This window comes from Mycobacterium sp. NPDC050041 (genome assembly GCF_049541695.1).
In the GTDB taxonomy this organism is placed as follows: Bacteria; Actinomycetota; Actinomycetes; order Mycobacteriales; family Mycobacteriaceae; genus Mycobacterium.
Genome location: NZ_JBMVDG010000003.1, coordinates 312,060 through 330,818 on the forward strand (window position 1 = coordinate 312,060; position 18,759 = coordinate 330,818).

Sequence of the window (18,759 nt, forward strand, 5' to 3'; positions counted from 1 at the left end):
GGCGTCAGACGCCGACGGTGATGCGGAACAGCGTGGTGGGTTCCTGCGCCACCAACCGGATGGGCCCGTCGTCGGCGGCGACCCACGCCGCCGCGCCGCGCTGCAGGGTCAGCGACGTGCTCTTCGCGTGCACCACCGTCACACCCTCGGTGCACAGCAGCACCTGCGGGCCGTCGTAGCGCGACGGCGCGTCGATCTCGTGGCCACACTGGTCGCCTGCCACGCCCAACACCGACACCGCGAACTCCGGCGCCGGCGTGCGGTACACCACTTCCATTCCGTCGCGGGTCATCTCGGGCCGCAGGTCGGCCTCCGGCGTCGGCGTGAAGTCGAGCACCCGCAGCAGCTCGGGCACGTCGACGTGCTTGGGGGTGAGACCGCCGCGCAGCACATTGTCGGAGTTGGCCATCACCTCGACGCCGATGCCGTGCAGGTAGGCGTGCAGATTGCCGGCAGGGAGATAGATCCCCTCACCGGGCTGCAGGGTGATGCGGTTGAGCAACAGCGCGGCCAGCACGCCTGCGTCGCCCGGGTAGCGCTCGCCGAGTTCCAGCACGGTCCGGGCCTCGGCGGCGAACCGCTTGTGTCCCGCCCGGACGTAGTCGATCGCGCCCTCGAGCACCGCGGGAACGAGCACGTCGAGGTGGGGCTGCGGCGCGGTGATCCAGGTGGTGAACAATGCGCGCAACCCGTCGGCGTCGGGCTGGCCGGCCAACAGGTTGAGGTAGAGCTCGAGCTGGGGAACCGCCAGCGCCTGCATCAGCTCGATGGTGTGGCTGACGGGAGCGAACCCGGCCAGCGCCTCGAACTGGTCGAGCGCCACCATCAGTTCCGGCTTGTGGCTGCGGTCGCGGTAGTTGCGCATGGGCGCCGACACCGGGATCCCCAGCCGGTCCTCGCGGTCGAATCCCTCGGCGGCCTGCGCCGCGCTCGGATGGGCCTGCAGCGACAGCGGTTCGTCGGCGGCGAGCACCTTCACCAGGAACGGCAGGGCGTTGCCGAAGTTGTTGAGCAAGGCCGTTCCGAGCTGGCCTTCGGGGTCGTCGCGCAGCGCCGTCAGCAGCGACTGCTCACCGTCGTCGGTCTGCAGCCAGGCCGGGTCGCCCGGATGCGCGCCGAACCACAGCTCCGCCTCGGGATGAGCTGTGGGACTTGGCCTTCCGGTGAACTCGGCAAGCGCGGTGCGCGAACCCCACGCATAGGTGCGCACCGCTCCTCGTAGCAGGTGCACTGTCTAGCCCCGAACCAGTCTCAGGTACACAGCCGTCATCTCCAGTCGCACGGCCAGCGTCGCCAGCTGATGCTCCGGCCGGCTGCTCGCCCCCCTCGCCGCGCCGTCACCGGCGTCGGGCACATCCTCGGCGCTGACCACGTCGACGCCGTCGAAACCCGCGACCCTGGCCAGTATCACCGGGCGCTCTGTGTCGGTGGTGAGCACGAAGGCGCGCACCCGTCGCGGCAGCGGACCGTCGAGTTCCTCGTCGTGGAACAGCGATCCCTCGTACGACGTCTCCCCGCGGCGACCGGACGGTCTGCTGCGCAAGCCCACCAGCAGGTCGGCCAGCCCCACCGCGGCGACGGCCTCACCGGCCGCCCGCAGCAGTACGGCCGCGCCGTGCCGGCTGAGCGCCAGCGTCGACGCATTGTCGCCGGCGAGCACCACGTCGCGTCCGGAGATGCGGTCGGCCAGTGTCTTCGCGGGATTGGTGAACAGGTCGCGGCCCGCGCTGTTGCGCAGCGCCTCGGCGTCGAGTTCGTCGGCCAGCGCGGTGAGATCGGCGGGCAGGCCCGGGTCCACGGTGTGCAGTGTGGCCAGCCCGACCGCGAGGTAGCGGGGCAGGCCGAAGTCGTCGGGCACCCATACCCGTGGCGCCAGTGCGACCACCCGGCCTGCGGTGGCATCCCGCAGCGGACCTTCGTAGGGGGCGGCGACCACCACCCGCGCGCCACGGCGGACACCGGTCGCGGCGGCCGCCACCAGCGCGGGGTCGGCGGCGTCGTCGCCCGCGACCACGATCACGTCGAGCGCACCGATCCAGGGCGGCACCTCCGCGGTGACGACGACCGGCGCCGCCGCCGACGGTCCCATCGTCGCGGCGAGGATCGCTCCCGCCGTCTCGGCGGCGCCACGGCCCGCGACCCACACGACGGTGCGCGGCGGCTGGCCCGACCGCAGCGGCTCGAGCACTCCTTCGTCGAGGGCGGCCGCGGTCGCCCGCACCTGGGCGCCGGCCATCGCGGTGGCCCTGAGCAGCCCGTCGCGATCGGCGTTCAGCAGCCCCTCGGCGTCGTCGAGGTCCACGGGAGCCTCGGCGGCTCTCACGACGAATCCCCAACGGCGGTGACGCGCTGAGCCTCGACCGTCCGTGACACCTCGCCGACCACCTCGTCGACCTCCTCGGTGCTGCGCGCCTCGACGTTGAGCCGCAGCAACGGCTCGGTGTTCGACGTGCGCAGGTTGAACCAGTTGCCGTTGCCGAGGTCGACGGTGACGCCGTCGAGGTGGTCGATGGAGTGGATGCGCGAGCCGAACGACTTGAGCACGGCATCGACACAGCCGGCCGCATCGCCGACGGTGAAGTTGATCTCGCCGGAGGCCTCGTAGCGCTGGTAGTCGGCCATCAGATCCGACAGCGGCCGGTCCTGCTCACCGAGCGCGGCGAGCACGTGCAACGCGGCCAGCATCCCCGAGTCGGCGCCCCAGAAGTCGCGGAAGTAGTAGTGCGCGGAGTGCTCGCCACCGAAGATCGCACCGGTTTCGGCCATCAGCGTCTTGATGTAGGAGTGCCCCACCCGGGAGCGCACCGGGGTGCCGCCGCGCTCGACCACGAGTTCGGGCACGGCCCGGGAGGTGATCAGGTTGTGGATGACGGTGGCGCCGATCTCGCGCTGCAGCTCACGCGCGGCCACCAGGGCGGTCACCGCCGACGGCGACACCGGACGCCCCAGCTCGTCGACGACGAAGCAGCGGTCGGCGTCGCCGTCGAACGCCAACCCGATGTCAGCGCCCGAGGACACCACGTGCGCCTGCAGGTCGACGAGATTGGCCGGGTCCAGCGGGTTCGCCTCGTGGTTGGGAAACGTGCCGTCGAGTTCGAAGTACAACGGCGCCATGGTGATCGACTCGATGGCGCCCAACACGGCGGGTGCGGTGTGGCCGGCCATGCCGTTGCCCGCGTCGACCGCCACCCGCAGCGGGCGGTCGCCGGTCAGGTCGACCAGCGATCGCAGGAATGCGCCGTAGTCGGCGAGCACGTCGCGGTCTGCGATGGTGCCGCGCGGCGAGTCGGAAGCGGGCACACCGGCGATCACCTCCTCGGCGATCGCCGACAGTCCGGTGTCCTTGCCGACGGGTTTGGCGCCTGCGCGGCACAGCTTGATGCCGTTGTAGGCGGCCGGGTTGTGGCTGGCGGTGAACATCGCGCCGGGGCAGTCGAGCAGACCGGAGGCGAAGTACAGCTGATCGGTGGACGCCAGGCCGATCCGGGTGACGTCGAGACCCTGGGCCACCACGCCGTCGGCGAACGCCGCGGCCAGCGTGGGCGAGCTCTCCCGCATGTCGTAGCCGATCACCACCTGGTGGACCGCCGGGTCGGCGGCCATCAGCCGGGCGAAGGCACCGCCGACGTCGGCGACGAATGCCTCGTCGAGTTCGTCACCGACCAGGCCACGCACGTCATACGCCTTGATGACGCGGTTAACCGCCGCAGCCGGCCGGGACATAGCACTCCTCGTGACGGGATCTTATGCGCCAGCCTAGCCGTCGGGGGATGACGGATCAGCGGCTATCGCCGGGCTCGTCGTCCCGCCGGCAGCCGCCGGGTTCGGGGCTACTCGCCGGGGTCCGGCAACACCCGCAGGTGCCCGCGCCGGCGCCCGGTCGAATCGGGCCGGCGGGCGGGTGGCGCCATCAACGCACCGCCTGCGACCCCGGTGGACGGATCGGAGAAACCGGCCACCACACCGTTCATCGGCGCCGCCACCTCACGCCCCTCACGCACCGCGTCGGCCAGGGCGACCAGGTCGTCCTCGTCGGGATGGGTGGGCAGCGGGCCTGCGTGGCGAACCAGCTCCCAGCCCCGCGGCGCGGTGATCCGGCTGGCGTGGCCGACGCACAAGTCCCAGGAATGCGGCTCGCTCACGGTGGCCAGCGGCCCAACCACGGCGGTGGAGTCCGAGTACACGAAGGTCAGCGTCGCCACAGCATAGTGAGGGCACCCGGGCCGGCAGCAGCGACGGGGAACGTTCACGATCGAGAGGCTATCGCGCACCGCCGCCCCGCGGCACCGGACACGCGCAGCATCGGGGCGGCCGATCTCGAACCGTTACGATCGGTGACCGTGGCCGAACGGAATCGCTGGCGAGCACGCCGCGGCCGGGAGATGCGCGGCCCGCTGCTGCCGCCGTCGGTGCCGGGTTGGCGCAGCCGCGCCGAGCGATTCGACATGGCGGTGCTGGAGGCCTACGAGCCGATCGAGCGGCGCTGGGCGGACCGGGTGTCCGCACTCGACGTCGCGGTGGACGAGATCCCACGGATATCGCCGAAGGATCCCGAGAGTGTTCAGTGGCCGCCGGAGGTGGTGGCCGACGGGCCGATTGCGCTGGCGAGGTTGATACCCGCCGGCGTCGATGTCCGGGGTAACTCCACCCGGGCGCGAATCGTGTTGTTCCGCAAGCCGATCGAGCGCCGGGCCAAAGACACCGACGAACTCGCCGAGCTGCTGCATGAGGTGCTGGTGGCGCAGGTGGCCACATTCCTGGGCGTCGAACCCACTGTCATCGACCCGACGATCGAGGACGAGTGAGGCCCGTCGCGGGCCAGGTCGGTACTAGATGATGCCGCGCTTGAGGCGGCGGCGTTCGCGTTCGGAGAGGCCGCCCCAGATGCCGAACCGCTCGTCGTGGGCCAGCGCGTAGTCGAGGCACTCGTCGCGCACCTCGCAGCCCAGGCAGATCCGCTTGGCTTCGCGGGTCGAGCCACCCTTCTCCGGGAAGAAGGCTTCGGGGTCGGTCTGCGCGCACAGCGCGCGCTCCTGCCACTGATCCTCGGTAGTTGCCGGATCAACTTCCCATTCGTCGGCCTGGTCGGGGACCAGGCTCAATTGCGGCCGGCTTGCGGCCGCCGTCGGCGCCTGCATGATATCGATCTGCGGCATGCTGCCGACAGCGCCGAGCAGCCGGTTGTCGAACCGGACCACTCGATCGAAATCGCTACTCTCAAAGGACATTTCCCGCCTCCTCACTCGGTGTCGTAGATACACTGGGAGCCCCACGATGGCAATGTGCGACCAATTCAATTCGAACAAGTGATCGAATCTCGGTCTGCGACACCGATTTCGGCCGGCCAACCGGGAATGACACTGATGTGATTAGACACGCGTTAGCTGCCGGGGTCAAGCGCTGGAACAGAAATTCATACCATCCCGTGACCGGCATACGGCGCGCCGTGACGTCGGCGTGTCTCGTTTGTGATCTTGGTCGTTCACACCGCGGGCCACAGGCGGTCGCGGCGACGGCAGCGGGAGCGCCTAATCTCGATCGATGTGAAGGTCACCGTACTGGTCGGCGGAGTCGGCGGCGCGCGCTTCCTGCTCGGTGTGCAGCATCTGCTGGGACTCGGGCAGTTCGCCACCGGCGAGCCCTCCGGACATGAACTGACCGCCGTGGTCAACGTCGGCGACGACGCCTGGATGCACGGCGTGCGGATCTGTCCCGACCTCGACACCTGCATGTACACCCTGGGCGGCGGCATCGACCCCGAGAGGGGCTGGGGCCACCGCGACGAAACGTGGCATGCCAAGGAGGAACTGGCGGCCTACGGCGTGCAACCCGACTGGTTCGGGCTCGGCGACCGGGATCTGGCCACCCACCTGGTGCGCAGCCAGATGCTGCGCGCCGGCTACCCGCTCTCTCAGGTCACCGAGGCGCTGTGCGTGCGATGGGCGCCGGGCGCGCGCCTGCTGCCGGTGAGCGACGACCGCAGCGAGACCCACGTCGTGATCACCGACCCCGGCCCGGGCGAGGCGGCCGGTGAGCGGCGCGCGATCCACTTCCAGGAATGGTGGGTGCGTTACCGGGCGAATGTGGAGACGCACAGCTTCGCCTTCGTCGGCGCCGACGCGGCCACCGCGGCCCCCGGCGTCACCGACGCGATCGCCGATGCGGACGTGGTGCTCCTGGCGCCGTCGAACCCGGTGGTGAGCATCGGACCGATCCTCGCCGTCGGAGGCATCCGCGCCGCCCTGCGCTCGACGCAGGCCAAGGTGATCGGCTACTCCCCGATCATCGCTGGAAAGCCGTTGCGCGGCATGGCCGACCGTTGCCTCTCGGTGATCGGCGTCGAGTCCACCTCCGAAGCCGTCGGCAAATACTTCGGCGCGCGCTCGGGTGTCGGCCTGCTCGACGGCTGGCTGGTGCACACCGGTGACGACGCCGCGATCGAAGGCGTCGACGTGCGGGCCGTTCCCCTGCTGATGACCGACCCGGCCACCACCGCCGACATGGTGCGCGCCGCGCTCGACCTGGCCGGGCTGACACTGTGACCGAGCACGGATCCGCCGCCGCGGTCGAGCTGCTGCCGGTGCCCGGGCTGCCGGAATTCCGCACCGGGGACGACCTCGCCGCCGCGCTCGCGGCGACGGCGCCGTGGCTGCGGGACGGCGACGTCGTGGTGGTCACCAGCAAGGTGGTGTCCAAGTGCGAGGGCCGCATCGTCGCCGCGCCTGCCGACCCGGAGGAACGGGATGCCCTGCGCCGCAAGCTCATCGACGACGAAGCCGTGCGGGTACTGGCCCGCAAGGGCAAGACGCTGATCACCGAGAACGCCATCGGCCTGATCCAGGCGGCGGCCGGGGTGGACGGCTCCAACGTCGGCTCGACGGAGCTCGCCCTGCTGCCCGTCGACCCCGACGGCAGCGCGGCGGCCCTGCGGTCCGGACTCGCCGACCGGCTCGGGGTACGCGTCGCCGTGGTCATCACCGACACCATGGGACGCGCCTGGCGCAACGGCCAGACCGACGCGGCGATCGGCGCAGCGGGACTGACCGTGCTGCACGGCTACGCCGGGGCGCGCGACGTGCACGGCAACGAACTGCTCGTCACCGAGGTGGCCGTCGCCGACGAGATCGCGGCGGCGGCGGATCTGGTGAAGGGAAAACTGACCGGCATCCCCGTCGCGGTGGTGCGCGGGCTGGCTCTGCCCGACGACGGGTCGACCGCACGCGACCTGCTGCGGCCCGGCGAGGACGACCTGTTCTGGCTGGGCACCGAGGAGGCGATGCACCTCGGCCGCACCCAGGCCCAGCTGCTGCGCCGATCGGTCCGGCAGTTCAGCGCCGACGCGGTCGAGCCCGAGCTGATCGAGGCGTCGGTCGCCGAGGCGCTCACCGCCCCCGCGCCGCACCACACCCGGCCGGTGCGTTTCCTGTGGCTGCAGGACGCCGACACCCGCCGCCGCGTGCTGGACCGGATGCGGGACCGCTGGCGTGCCGACCTGACCGGCGACGGGATGCCCGCCGACGCCGTCGAACGGCGCGTCGCCCGCGGACAGATCCTCTACGACGCGCCGGAACTCGTGATCCCGTTCGTGGTGCCCGACGGCGCGCACGACTACCCGGACGCGCAGCGCACGGCCGCCGAGCGCACCATGTTCACCGTCGCCGCCGGCGCCGCGGTGCAGGCCTTGCTGGTCGCCCTCGCGGTGCGCGGCGTGGGCAGCTGCTGGATCGGCTCCACCATCTTCGCCGCCGACCTGGTGCGCCACGAGCTCGAGGTGCCCGACGACTGGGAACCGTTGGGCGCCATCGCCATCGGTTACGCCGCCGAACCGGCGGGTCCCCGCCCGCCTGCGTCCGTCGACGGGCTGCTGGTGCGCCGGTGACGGTGCACGCCTCGGCGGTCGATGTGCTCACCGGGTGGGAGGCACCCGACCCCGCCCAGGACAGCCTGCGGCACGCGGTGCTGGCGTTCCTGGCCGCCAGGCCCGACGCCTGTGAGCGGTCCTGCGCGCCCGGCCACATCACCGCCTCGGCGCTCGTCGTCGACCACACCGGCACCCGGACGCTGCTCACCCTGCACCCGCGGGTGGGCCGGTGGCTGCAGCTCGGCGGGCACTGCGAGGACGGCGACGCCGACATCGTCGCCGCGGCGCTGCGTGAGGCGACCGAGGAGTCCGGGATCGCGGACCTGTCCATCGACCCGTCGCTGGCCGCCCTGCACGTGCACCCGGTGACCTGCTCGCTGGGCGTGCCGACCCGCCACCTCGACATGCAGTTCGTGGTGCACGCGCCGCGCGACGCCGAGATCGCGGTCAGCCGCGAGTCACTCGACCTGCGCTGGTGGGCACTCGACGCGCTGCCCGACGGCACCGACTTCGGGCTGGCGCAACTGGCGGCGGCGGCGCTGCGCCGGAACGGCGTTCCTGGCTAGCAAGCGCACGCCTCGATGAGCGGGAATGCAGTTCCGCGGGGAAGTCAGACGTCGGTGGAGTAGCGCAGGCCGCCGTCGGGAATGGCCACGCCGGGCCACACCCGCGCGCCGCGCAGCAGTTCGCAACGGGCGCCGATGTCGGCGCCGTCGCCGATCACCGCATCCCGGATGAGTGCGCGGGGCCCGATCCGGACGCCGAAGCCCAGGATCGACCGCTCGACCACCGATCCGGCCTCGACCCGGACACCGTCGAAGATCACCGCACCGTCCAACCGGGCGCCCGCCCCGATCTCGGCGCCCCGACCGACCACCGTGCCGCCGATCAGCAGCGCGCCGGGCGCCACCGCGGCGCCGTCGTGCACCAGCGACTCGCCCCGGTGACCGCCCAGCGCCGGCGACGGCGCGATGCCGCGCACCAGGTCGGCCGACCCGCGCACGAAGTCCTCGGGCGTGCCCATGTCCCGCCAGTAGGTCGCGTCGACGTAGCCGCACACCTTCAGCCCGTCGGACAGCAGCGCGGGGAACACCTCGCGCTCCACCGACAGCGCGCGCCCAGCGGGGATCCGCTGCTCGATCACCTCGCGCCGGAACACGTAGCACCCGGCGTTGATCTGATCGGTCGGCGGATCCTGCGTCTTCTCCAGGAAGGCCGTCACGACGCCGTCGGTGTCGGTGGGCACACACCCGAAGGCCCGCGGATCACCGACGCGCACCAGGTGCAGCGTGACGTCGGCCTCCCGCTCGGCGTGGGAGTTCAGCAGCGCGCCCAGGTCCGCGCCCGACAGCACGTCGCCGTTGAACACCATCGCGGTGTCGTGACGCAGCTTGCCCGCGACGTTGGCGATGCCGCCACCGGTGCCCAGCGGCTCGGCCTCGGTGACGTAGTCGATCTGCAGGCCGAGCTCGGAGCCGTCACCGAACTCCGCCTCGAACACCTTGGCCTTGTAGGAGGTACCCAGCACCACGTGCTCGACACCGGCTGCGGCGATGCGCGACAGCAGGTGGGTCAGGAAGGGCAGGCCTGCCGTCGGCAGCATCGGCTTGGGCGCCGAGAGCGTCAGCGGTCGCAGCCGGGTGCCCTGGCCGCCCACCAGGACGACCGCGTCCACCTCGGCCGGGTTCAGCGGATTCGCCACGCTAGTGCCCTTCCCCTCGCCGCGACTTCCTGACCACCAATCCTGCGCGCACGGCGAGGGCTCCCCGGAACGCCCCGCGCAACGGGGCCTGCCACCACCTCGGGTATCGGTCAGCGAGGAAAGTGTAGGTGCTGCGATGATGTGCGGCCAAGTTGCGGGCCGGGTCGCGGCCGGTGGAATGACCCTTGTGGTGCAACACCTCCGCCGACGGCACGTACACGTTCTGCCAGCCCGCCTTCGAGAGGCGATCACCCAGGTCGACGTCCTCCATGTACATGAAGTAGCGCTCGTCGAAGCCCGACACATCGTCGAAGGCGGACCTGCGCAGCAACAGGCACGCCCCGGACAACCAGCCGACGACGCGTTCGCTGGGCTCCTGGCGATCCTGCCGGTAGGCCGCCGTCCACGGGTTCGACTTCCAGAACGGGCCGACCACCGCATGCATGCCGCCGCGGACGATGCTCGGCTGATGCCGCGCCGACGGATAGACCGTGCCGTCCGGATCGTTGATCAGCGGTCCGAGCGCGCCCGCCCGCGGCCACCTGGCCGCCGCGTCGAGCAGGGTGTCGATCGAGTGCGGGCCCCATTGCACGTCGGGATTGGCGACGACGAAGAACTCCGGGTCGCGCGACGAGTCGGCGTCGCGTAGGTACTCGGAGACGGCGCGGTTCACCGCGCTGCCGTACCCGAGGTTGCCGCCGGTGCGCAGCAGGCGGGTGTTCGGATACCGCTGCAGCGCCTCCTCGGGCGACCCGTCGGTCGAACCGTTGTCCGACATCACCACCGTGACCGGGCGATCCGTCGCGTGCGCTAAGGACGCCAGGAACCGGTCGAGGTGCGGGCCCGGTGAATACGTCACCGTCACCACCACCAGTTCGTCACCCACGTGACATCACCATCACGGCGTAGAGGGTAACCGGGCGCTCAGGGTGCCTCGTTCAGCGCGCTGGTCAGCGCCTCCCGCCACGGCCGCAGCGGTGTCAGTCCGGCCTGCGCGGACCGCACGGCGGACAGGGCGGTGTACGCCGGCCGGGGCGCGGGCCGCGGGTGCCGGTCGGTGCCGACGGGACGGACCCGCTCCGGATCCGCGCCGACGATCTCGAACACCGCCCGCGCTTGTTCGAAGCGACTGGCCTCACCGCCGTTCGCCGCGTGCAGCACCCCTGGGGCCACTTTCCCGCCCACGACCTGCAGCAGCGCCGCGGCCAGGTCGCCGACGTAGGTGGGGGTCCCGACCTGGTCGGCCACCACGTCGACGGCGCCGTCACCGTCCGCCAGGCGCCGCATCACCGCGACGAAGTCGGTGCCGCCCACCGCGCCCCGGTAGACCCACGCGGTGCGGACCACGTGGGCGGACGGCAGCGCCTCGAGTACCGCGTGCTCCCCCACCAGCTTCGTGCGGCCGTAGACACTCAGCGGGCCGGTCTCGTCGTCGATCTCGTAGGGCTCGCGGCGGTCGCCGCCGAAGACGTAGTCGGTGGAGACGTGCACCAGGCCGGCGCCTACGGCCGCGCACGCCCGGGCGACGTGGCCGGGAGCGATGGCATTGACCTCGTGGGCGCGCCCGGGCTCGGACTCGGCGGCGTCCACCTTGGTGTAAGCCGCACAGTTGATCACCACGTCGCCGGCCCGCACGACGCGCTCGGCGGCGGCGGGGTCGGTGATGTCCCATTGGGCAGACGTCAGCGCCGCCACATGGTATCCCTGCTGCCTCGCCTGACCTGGAAGAACGGTGCCGAGGAGGCCACCGGCCCCGGTGATCACGATGCGCTGCTTCATGGCGGCGAGTCTGACACGGCGACTGGCACGCCGACGAGCGCTACCCCGTTGGAGCGCCACTCGCAAGTAACCTGGGCTGATGCCCGCCCGTGTGCTTCGTGCTGTCGCCGTGACCACCGCGCTGGCGGTGGTGCTGGGGACGGGTGTGGCGTGGAGCCGGATCCGGTCGTTCGAGTCGGGCATCAACCACATCAGCTCGGCCACTCTGGGCGGGGGCGGCGAGGACGGCGCCATCGACGTGCTGCTGGTGGGCTCGGACAGCCGTACCGACGCCCACGGCAACCCACTGTCGGCCGATGAGCTCGCCACGCTGCGGGCGGGTGACGACGTCGCGACCAACACCGACACGATCATCTTGATCCGCATTCCCAACAGCGGCGAGTCGGCCACCGCGATCTCGATCCCCCGCGACTCCTACGTCGAGACGCCGGGGATGTACAAGACCAAGATCAACGGCGTCTACGGCGAGGCCAGGTTCGACACGCTCAAGCAGCTCGTCGAGGTCGAGGGCATGGACCCGGCAGAGGCCGAGAAGCAGGCCGTCGAAGACGGTCGCGAGGCGCTGATCAAGACCGTCGCCAACCTCACCGGAGTCACCGTCGACCATTACGCCGAGATCGGGCTGCTCGGTTTCTCGTTGATCACCGACGCCCTCGGCGGCGTCGACGTGTGCCTCAAAGACGCTGTCTACGAACCGCTTTCGGGAGCCGACTTCCCCGCCGGCTGGCAGAAGCTCAACGGCCCGCAGGCGCTGAGCTTCGTGCGGCAGCGCCACGACCTGCCGCGCGGTGACCTCGACCGGGTGACCCGTCAGCAGGCGGTGATGGCGTCGCTCGCCCACGAGGTGATCTCCAGCAAGACGCTGTCCAGCCCCGCCACGCTGAGCCGGCTCGAAGCCGCGGTGCAGCGCTCCGTGGTGCTCTCCGACGGCTGGGACATCATGGATTTCGTCGACCAGCTGCAGAAGCTGGCGGCGGGCAACGTCGCGTTCGCCACCATCCCCGTGCTGCGCGAGGACGGCTGGAGCGACGACGGCATGCAGAGCGTCGTGCGGGTGGACCCGGTTCAGGTGCAGGAGTGGGTGTCGAGCCTGCTGCACGACCAGGACGAGGGCAAGACCGAGGAGCTGGCGTACACGCCGAGCAAGACCACCGCGGAGGTGGTCAACGCGACCGACATCAACGGGCTCGCGGCCGCCGTCTCGGGAGTGTTGGCGGACAAGGGATTCACGCCCGGGCCCACCGGGAACCACGAGCAGGGCGTCCAGGTGACCGGCAGCCAGGTGCAGGCCGCCAAGGCCGACGACCTCGGCGCGCAGGCCGTCGCCAAGGACCTCGGCGGGCTGCCGGTCGTCGAGGACGCCTCGGTGCCGTCCGGCGCGGTGCGCGTGGTGCTGGCCGGCGACTACACCGGCCCCGGTTCGGGTCTCGACGGCGCCGACCCCGCCCTGCTGGCCGCCGACCCGACGGCCACCGGCTCGACCGACGAGTCGACCGCGGCGCCCCCGCCGCCTGCGCCGGTGATCACCGCGGGCTCCGACGACCCGGAGTGCGTCAACTGACATGACCACCGTGTCCGGTGCGTTGCTCGACCCGCTGCTGACGGCGGACCCCGTCGGGCCGCGCATCACCTACTACGACGACGCCACCGGCGAGCGCATCGAGCTGTCCGCGGTGACCCTGGCCAACTGGGCGGCCAAGACCGCCAATCTGTTGCGCGACGAGTTGGGCGCCGGACCGGGCAGCCGGGTGGCGGTGCTGCTGCCCGCCCACTGGCAGACCGCGGCCGTGCTGTTCGGTGTGTGGTGGATCGGCGCCGAGGTGGTGCTCGACGGTGAGGCCGATGTCGCGCTGTGCACCCTCGACCGGCTGCCCGAGGCGGACGACGCGGTCGGCGTCGGCGAGATCGCCGTGCTGTCTCTTGATCCGTTCGGCAAGCCGGTTCCCGACCTGCCCGTCGGCATCACCGACTATGCCACCGCGGTGCGCGTGCACGGCGATCAGATCGTTCCCGAACGCGTTCCGGGCCCGGCACTGACCGGCCGGTCCGCCGCCGACGTGGTCGCCGCGGCTCGCGAATCCGCTACCGCACAGGGCCTCACGGCCACCGACCGGGTGCTGTCGACCCACGGCTGGCGGACCGCCGACGACCTCGTCGACCACCTGCTCGCGGTGTTCGCCGCCGGCGGGTCGCTTGTTCAGGTGACGAACGCCGAAGCCGCGCAACTGCCGCGCCGCCGCGAGATGGAGAAGGTCACCCGCGGCTGAGCCGGAGCTACTTCAGCAGTGCGCGTGACATCACGACGCGCTGGATCTGGTTGGTGCCCTCGTAGATCTGGGTGATCTTGGCGTCGCGCATCATCCGCTCCACCGGGAAGTCGATGGTGTAACCGGCGCCACCGAACAACTGCACGGCATCGGTGGTGACCTCCATCGCGACATCGGAGGCGAAGCACTTCGACGCCGCGGAGATGAAGCCCAGCGCCGGCTCCCCGCGCTCGGCGCGCGCCGCGGCGCTGTAGACCATCAGCCGGGCGGCCTCGACCTTCATCGCCATGTCGGCGAGCATGAACTGCACACCCTGGTTGTCACTCACCGGACGGCCGAACTGCTTGCGATCCTTGGTATAGGCGATCGCGGCGTCCAATGCGCCCTGCGCAATGCCCACGGCCTGCGCACCGATCGTCGGGCGGGTGTGGTCCAGAGTGGCCAGCGCGGTCTTGAAGCCGGTGCCCGGCTCACCGATGATCCGGTCACCGGGGATGCGGCAGTTCTCGAAGTACAACTCGGTGGTCGGCGAGCCCTTGATGCCGAGCTTCTTCTCCTTGGGCCCGACGCTGAAACCCTCGTCATCGAGGTGCACCACGAACGCCGAGATACCGTTGGCGCCCTTGTCCGGATCGGTCACCGCCATCACGGTGTACCAGTCGGACTTGCCGCCGTTGGTGATCCACGCCTTGGTGCCGTTGAGAATCCAGTCCTCACCGTCGGCCTTGGCGCGGGTCCGCATGCCCGCCGCGTCACTGCCGGCCTCGCGCTCCGAGAGCGCATACGACGCCATCGCCCCATCGACCAGGTCGGAGAGCACCTTCTTCTTGAGATCCTCCGAGCCGCGCAGGATCAGCCCCATCGTGCCCAGCTTGTTCACCGCCGGGATCAGCGACGCCGACGCGTCGACCCGGGCGACCTCCTCGATCACGATGCACGCCGCCACCGAATCCGCACCCTGACCGCCGTACTCCTCGGGCACGTGCACGGCATTGAAACCCGAGGCGTTCAACGCCTGCAGGGCCTCCTCGGGGAAGCGCGACTGCTCGTCCACCTCGGCGGCGTGCGGCGCGATCTCCTTCTCGGCGAGCGCGCGAATCGCAGCGCGCAACTCCTGATGTTCCTCAGGCAACTGGAACACGTCGAACGACTGATTACCGGCCCACTGAGCCATCACGGCCTCCTAGCTACTCGTCGGTAACTTTACCCGCTGTCAGCCGTCGCCCAGCAACCGGTCCCGCAGCGCGGCGTCCTTGTCGAGCACCATCTGCTCGAGGTCGGCCTGGAACGCGGTCATCCGCTCGCGCAGCGCCGTGTCTCCGGCACCGAGGATCCGCACCGCCAGCAGGCCGGCATTGCGCGCTCCACCGATCGACACCGTGGCCACCGGTACGCCCGCAGGCATCTGCACGATCGACAGCAGCGAGTCCAGCCCGTCGAGCCGGGCCAGCGGCACCGGCACCCCGATGACGGGCAGCGGCGTCGCCGAGGCCACCATGCCGGCCAGATGGGCGGCACCGCCTGCGCCGGCGATGATCACCTCGATCCCCCGGTCGGCGGCGGTGCGCGCGTAGTCGAGCATCCGGCCGGGTGTGCGGTGTGCCGACACCACGCCGACCTCGAAGGGCACCTCGAACTCGGCGAGCGCCTCGGCGGCGTCGGCCATCACCGACCAGTCGCTGTCGCTGCCCATGATCACGCCGACTCGCGGCGCCGGTGCTGCTTCCCGGGTCGCTTCGCTCCTGCCCTCTGGTGCTCCGGAACTCATCTGTGCGGGTCCCATCCGTCGGTCCATTCGGCGTGCGACAGCCAGTGTGCCGCCCGTTCGGCACGCTCGCGGAGGTACTCCACGTCGCGCCCGGGGATGTTGACGTGCCCGATCTTGCGGCCGGGCCGCTCGGCCTTGCCGTACAGGTGCACCTTGGCGTCGGGCACCCGCGCGAACAGGTGGTGCAGCCGTTCGTCCATGGCCATCGCCGGTGTCTGCGCGGCGCCGAGGACGTTGGCCATCACCGTCACCGGGGTGAGCAGACCGGTGTCGCCGAGCGGATAGTCCAGCACGGCCCGCACATGCTGCTCGAACTGGCTGGTCCGTGCGCCGTCCATGGTCCAGTGCCCCGAGTTGTGCGGACGCATCGCCAGCTCGTTGACCAGCAGCCCGCCGTCGTCGGTCTCGAAGAGTTCAACGGCGAGCACTCCCACCACGCCGAGCTCCGACGCCAGGTTCAACGCCAGTTGCTGTGCGGCCGAACCGATTTCGTCGGACAAACCGGTGGCGGGGGCGATCACCGTCACGCAGATGCCGTCGCGCTGCACGGTTTCCACCACCGGCCACGCCGCCCCCTGCCCGAAGGGCGAACGGGCCACCAGCGCGGCGAGTTCGCGCCGCATCTGCACCCGCTCCTCGGCCAGCACGGCCACCCCGTCGGCCAGGTATCCGGCCACCACCTCGCGGGCGTGCCCGGCGTCTCGGGCCAGCACCACCCCGCGTCCGTCGTAGCCGCCGCGCACCGTCTTGATCACCACCGGCCCACCGACGGCGCGGGAGAAGGCGTCGACGTCGTCGACCGACGCCAGCGCCGTGTACCGGGGTATCGGCGCGCCGAGCGCCTCGAGCCGTCGGCGCATCACCAGCTTGTCCTGCGCATGCACCAGCGCGGTGGGCGGCGGCGCCACGTTGACGCCCTCGCGAACCAGCGTGTCGAGCAGTTCGGTCGGGACGTGCTCATGGTCGAAGGTCAGCGCGGTGGCCCCTACGGCCGCCCGGCGCAGCGCGTCGAGATCGGTGTGGGAGCCGAGCACCACGTCCGGGGTGACCTGGGCGGCGGGCTCGTCCGGACCGGTGGCCAGCACGCGCAGGGACTGACCGAGCGCGATTGCCGCCTGATGGGTCATCCGGGCCAGCTGACCCCCGCCGATCATGGCCACGACGGGCGGCGAGGAGGAATTCATCGGCACGACGCCTATCGTGTCACGACCACGCCCAGCGCTCTGACCTGGGGCGCAACCGCGGATTCCGCGTCGTCACGGGCCGTTACGTAGACTGCCTCCTTGTGTCCTTTGCCGATGCGACGATCAAGCGCCTTCCGGGGCCGATCCGTCCCTACGCCGAGCAGCACCACGAACTGATCAAGTTCGCCATCGTCGGTGCCACGACGTTCATCATCGACTCGGCGATCTTCTTCACGCTCAAGCTGACGATCCTGGAACCCAAGCCGGTGACCGCCAAGATCATCGCCGGCATCGTCGCGGTGATCGCGTCGTACATCCTCAACCGGGAATGGAGCTTCCGCGACCGGGGTGGCCGCGAGCGCCACCATGAAGCGCTGCTGTTCTTCGGGGTCAGCGGGGTCGGTGTGCTGCTGAGCATGGCGCCGCTGTACTTCTCCAGCTACGTGCTGGGCCTGCGGGTGCCCGAGGTGTCGCTGACCATCGAGAACATCGCCGACTTCGTCTCGGCCTACATCATCGGCAATCTGCTGCAGATGGCGTTCCGGTTCTGGGCGTTCCGCCGGTGGGTGTTCCCCGACGAGTTCGGGCGCAACCCGGAACGGGCGCTGGAGTCCACCCTCACCGGCGGCGGTTTCGCCGAGGCGATGGAGGACCACCACGAGCACCAGGAGCAGGGACGCCTCGGCAAGGGCGCCGGGACCGGTCTACGGTCCCACGGCACCGCCGCCGACGGCACGGTCACGCCGCTTCGCCGGCGCACCCGGCGTGGTCAGCTGGGCGACTCCTCGGAACCGAGGGTGTCGAAGACCTCGTGATACAGCAGTGAGTGCACCCGCTCCACGCGGGGAATGTCGTGGAACTCCAGGGGATCCTGAGCCGCCGACTCGATGATCAGCGTCCCGGTGCGCAGAATCCGGTCGAGCAGTCCGTGCCGGAACTCGACACTGTTGATCCGCGCGAGCGGGATGTCGATGCCGGAGCGGGTGAGCACGCCGTGCCGGAACATCACCCGCCGGTCGGTGATCACGAAGTGTGTCGTCCACCAGTTCAGGAACGGCCACACCGTCAGCCAGCCGATGAGCACCGCCCAGATCGCGGCGATGACACCCAGCACGACCGTCTTGGCGGTGGGGTCCCAGCCGAGGGTGTTGACGTAGCCCGCACCGAAGGCAGCCACCGCCGTCGCCAGCAGCAGCACCAGCACCGGTCCGATCAGCCGCTTCCAGTGCGGGTGCCGATGCAGCACCACCTGCTCGTCGTTGGCCAGCACGTTCTCCGGGTAGCCCACGGCAGCACTCTACGACTCGAGCGGCCGCAGGTGGGTGATGTCGCCCGCGGACACGGTGGCCAGGTCACCGGGCGTCCTGATCTGCAGACGTCCCACACCGTCGATGCCCTCGGCCACGCCTTCGACGGTGCGGTCACCGGGCAGCGTCGCGCGCACCCGGCTGCCCAGGGTGCGGCTGCGGGCGCGGTAGGCGGCGGCCAGCGCGTCGTCCCGGCCGTGGGCGCGGCGCCAGCGGGTGCTCACCTCCGCGAGGTGGCGTAGCACCGCGGCGGCCAGCCCGTCCCGGTCGACGGGATCGACCCCGAGCATCGCCAGCGAGACGGCCACCGGATCGGGCGCCTCCTCGACGGTCATCGTCGCGTTGATCCCCAGTCCGACCACCACCGTCCGCGCGGGCGCGGCGACCTCGGCCAGGATGCCCGCCAGCTTGCCCGGCGCGTCCTGCGGACCGACCTGCACGTCGTTGGGCCACTTCAGGCCCGCGGCCACACCCGCGATCTCCGCCACGGCGTCGACGACCGCCACCCCTGCGGCCAGCGGCAGCCATCCCCACGCGTCGGGGGCCACGTCGCTCACATCCACGCCCACCGACAGCGCCAGCTGCGAGCGCGGCGGTGCGGACCACCGGCGGCCGTGCCTGCCACGCCCGGCGCTCTGATGCTCGGCGATCAGCACCGCACCGGCGATGTCCTCTCCCGCGGCGGACCTGGCCAGCAGATCGGCGTTGGTGGAGCCCGTCTCCTCGACGACGTCGAGTCTGGTCCACGGCAGCGCGGTCAGGCCGCTGCGCAGAAAGTCCGCGTCGAGTGCCGGTCGCTCGTCGATGCCCACGGGCTCAGGCTAGAGCTCCGGGCCTCACGCATCCGGGCGGGGTACCTCAACGGCGCGAGACAGCAACATTGCGTTCGCA

General features: G+C 71.0%; 20 protein-coding genes. 7 read left to right on the forward strand and 13 right to left on the reverse strand.

The features are described 5' to 3' along the window. Nucleotides 1–4: 4 nt before the first annotated feature. The 4 genes from manA to ACPCHZ_RS11925 form a co-directional block, all read right to left on the reverse strand. Nucleotides 5–1,231, reverse strand: a complete 1,227-nt coding sequence (gene manA, locus ACPCHZ_RS11910) for a mannose-6-phosphate isomerase, class I (protein ID WP_423484948.1) — start codon at nucleotides 1,229–1,231, stop codon at nucleotides 5–7. A gap of 3 nt (nucleotides 1,232–1,234) precedes the next feature. Beyond that, nucleotides 1,235–2,323: a TobH protein gene (locus ACPCHZ_RS11915; RefSeq protein ID WP_423484949.1), complete on the reverse strand. Its 1,089-nt coding sequence runs from the start codon at nucleotides 2,321–2,323 to the stop codon at nucleotides 1,235–1,237. Further along, on the reverse strand, nucleotides 2,320–3,723 hold the full coding sequence (locus tag ACPCHZ_RS11920) for a phosphomannomutase/phosphoglucomutase (RefSeq protein ID WP_423484950.1): 1,404 nt from the start codon (nucleotides 3,721–3,723) through the stop codon (nucleotides 2,320–2,322). The genes ACPCHZ_RS11915 and ACPCHZ_RS11920 overlap by 4 nt, the downstream gene beginning before the upstream one ends. Before the next feature lie 107 nt (nucleotides 3,724–3,830). Next, nucleotides 3,831–4,250 carry a DUF3499 domain-containing protein gene (locus tag ACPCHZ_RS11925; RefSeq protein ID WP_364971937.1) on the reverse strand — a complete coding sequence of 140 codons (420 nt, stop codon included), beginning with the start codon at nucleotides 4,248–4,250 and terminating at the stop codon, nucleotides 3,831–3,833. A gap of 132 nt (nucleotides 4,251–4,382) precedes the next feature. Between ACPCHZ_RS11925 and ACPCHZ_RS11930 the strand changes: the two genes are divergently transcribed. Beyond that, nucleotides 4,383–4,805 (forward strand): metallopeptidase family protein, encoded by a 423-nt coding sequence (locus ACPCHZ_RS11930; protein WP_423485362.1) that lies wholly within the window; start codon nucleotides 4,383–4,385, stop codon nucleotides 4,803–4,805. Between the two features lie 24 nt (nucleotides 4,806–4,829). Here the strand turns inward: ACPCHZ_RS11930 and ACPCHZ_RS11935 are convergent, their stop codons facing one another. Then, on the reverse strand, nucleotides 4,830–5,096 hold the full coding sequence (locus ACPCHZ_RS11935; protein ID WP_364973661.1) for a WhiB family transcriptional regulator: 267 nt from the start codon (nucleotides 5,094–5,096) through the stop codon (nucleotides 4,830–4,832). A 447-nt stretch (nucleotides 5,097–5,543) separates the two neighbouring features. Between ACPCHZ_RS11935 and cofD the strand changes: the two genes are divergently transcribed. Genes cofD through ACPCHZ_RS11950 form a run of 3 tightly spaced genes read left to right on the forward strand, consistent with a single transcriptional unit; the run spans nucleotide 5,544 to nucleotide 8,427 of the window. Further along, nucleotides 5,544–6,542 carry a 2-phospho-L-lactate transferase gene (cofD, locus tag ACPCHZ_RS11940; RefSeq protein ID WP_423484951.1) on the forward strand — a complete coding sequence of 333 codons (999 nt, stop codon included), beginning with the start codon at nucleotides 5,544–5,546 and terminating at the stop codon, nucleotides 6,540–6,542. Then, complete coding sequence (locus tag ACPCHZ_RS11945) at nucleotides 6,539–7,879, forward strand: coenzyme F420-0:L-glutamate ligase (protein WP_423484952.1); 1,341 nt, start codon at nucleotides 6,539–6,541, stop codon at nucleotides 7,877–7,879. Before cofD ends, ACPCHZ_RS11945 begins: the two co-directional genes overlap by 4 nt. Then, a complete protein-coding gene (locus tag ACPCHZ_RS11950; protein WP_423484953.1) occupies nucleotides 7,876–8,427 on the forward strand; it encodes an NUDIX hydrolase in 552 nt (183 codons plus the stop codon). Before ACPCHZ_RS11945 ends, ACPCHZ_RS11950 begins: the two co-directional genes overlap by 4 nt. A 44-nt stretch (nucleotides 8,428–8,471) precedes the next feature. Here ACPCHZ_RS11950 and ACPCHZ_RS11955 read toward each other — a convergent pair whose 3' ends face one another. From ACPCHZ_RS11955 to rfbD, 3 genes are read right to left on the reverse strand one after another with little or no spacing between them, the layout of a single operon-like run. Then, complete coding sequence (locus ACPCHZ_RS11955; protein WP_364973663.1) at nucleotides 8,472–9,551, reverse strand: NDP-sugar synthase; 1,080 nt, start codon at nucleotides 9,549–9,551, stop codon at nucleotides 8,472–8,474. A gap of 13 nt (nucleotides 9,552–9,564) precedes the next feature. After that, a complete protein-coding gene (locus ACPCHZ_RS11960; RefSeq protein WP_423484954.1) occupies nucleotides 9,565–10,449 on the reverse strand; it encodes a glycosyltransferase family 2 protein in 885 nt (294 codons plus the stop codon). 38 nt (nucleotides 10,450–10,487) lie between these two features. Further along, entirely contained in the window at nucleotides 10,488–11,342 is an 855-nt protein-coding gene (gene rfbD, locus ACPCHZ_RS11965; RefSeq protein ID WP_423484955.1) for a dTDP-4-dehydrorhamnose reductase, read from the reverse strand. A gap of 79 nt (nucleotides 11,343–11,421) precedes the next feature. On the opposite strand from rfbD, the gene ACPCHZ_RS11970 reads away from it, so the two are divergent. Both ACPCHZ_RS11970 and ACPCHZ_RS11975 read left to right on the forward strand, forming a co-directional pair. Next, the gene (locus tag ACPCHZ_RS11970) at nucleotides 11,422–12,903 is read left to right on the forward strand and encodes an LCP family protein (RefSeq protein ID WP_423484956.1); all 1,482 of its coding nucleotides are present in this window, start codon (nucleotides 11,422–11,424) and stop codon (nucleotides 12,901–12,903) included. 1 nt (nucleotide 12,904) lies between these two features. Next, complete coding sequence (locus ACPCHZ_RS11975) at nucleotides 12,905–13,609, forward strand: TIGR03089 family protein (RefSeq protein ID WP_423484957.1); 705 nt, start codon at nucleotides 12,905–12,907, stop codon at nucleotides 13,607–13,609. Nucleotides 13,610–13,616: 7 nt separating this feature from the next. Here ACPCHZ_RS11975 and ACPCHZ_RS11980 read toward each other — a convergent pair whose 3' ends face one another. From ACPCHZ_RS11980 to ACPCHZ_RS11990, 3 genes are read right to left on the reverse strand one after another with little or no spacing between them, the layout of a single operon-like run. Continuing rightward, nucleotides 13,617–14,783, reverse strand: a complete 1,167-nt coding sequence (locus ACPCHZ_RS11980) for an acyl-CoA dehydrogenase (protein WP_423484958.1) — start codon at nucleotides 14,781–14,783, stop codon at nucleotides 13,617–13,619. A gap of 39 nt (nucleotides 14,784–14,822) precedes the next feature. Next, nucleotides 14,823–15,377: a 5-(carboxyamino)imidazole ribonucleotide mutase gene (purE, locus tag ACPCHZ_RS11985; RefSeq protein WP_423485363.1), complete on the reverse strand. Its 555-nt coding sequence runs from the start codon at nucleotides 15,375–15,377 to the stop codon at nucleotides 14,823–14,825. Then, nucleotides 15,374–16,561 (reverse strand): 5-(carboxyamino)imidazole ribonucleotide synthase, encoded by a 1,188-nt coding sequence (locus ACPCHZ_RS11990; protein WP_423485364.1) that lies wholly within the window; start codon nucleotides 16,559–16,561, stop codon nucleotides 15,374–15,376. Before ACPCHZ_RS11990 ends, purE begins: the two co-directional genes overlap by 4 nt. Before the next feature lie 101 nt (nucleotides 16,562–16,662). Between ACPCHZ_RS11990 and ACPCHZ_RS11995 the strand changes: the two genes are divergently transcribed. Continuing rightward, nucleotides 16,663–17,376, forward strand: a complete 714-nt coding sequence (locus ACPCHZ_RS11995) for a GtrA family protein (RefSeq protein WP_423484959.1) — start codon at nucleotides 16,663–16,665, stop codon at nucleotides 17,374–17,376. Here the strand turns inward: ACPCHZ_RS11995 and ACPCHZ_RS12000 are convergent. Both ACPCHZ_RS12000 and ACPCHZ_RS12005 read right to left on the reverse strand, forming a co-directional pair. Then, nucleotides 17,331–17,849: a PH domain-containing protein gene (locus tag ACPCHZ_RS12000; protein WP_364971971.1), complete on the reverse strand. Its 519-nt coding sequence runs from the start codon at nucleotides 17,847–17,849 to the stop codon at nucleotides 17,331–17,333. The two genes, ACPCHZ_RS11995 and ACPCHZ_RS12000, sit on opposite strands and share 46 nt — an antisense overlap. A 9-nt stretch (nucleotides 17,850–17,858) precedes the next feature. Then, entirely contained in the window at nucleotides 17,859–18,680 is an 822-nt protein-coding gene (locus tag ACPCHZ_RS12005) for a biotin--[acetyl-CoA-carboxylase] ligase (protein ID WP_423484960.1), read from the reverse strand. Nucleotides 18,681–18,759 lie beyond the last annotated feature (79 nt).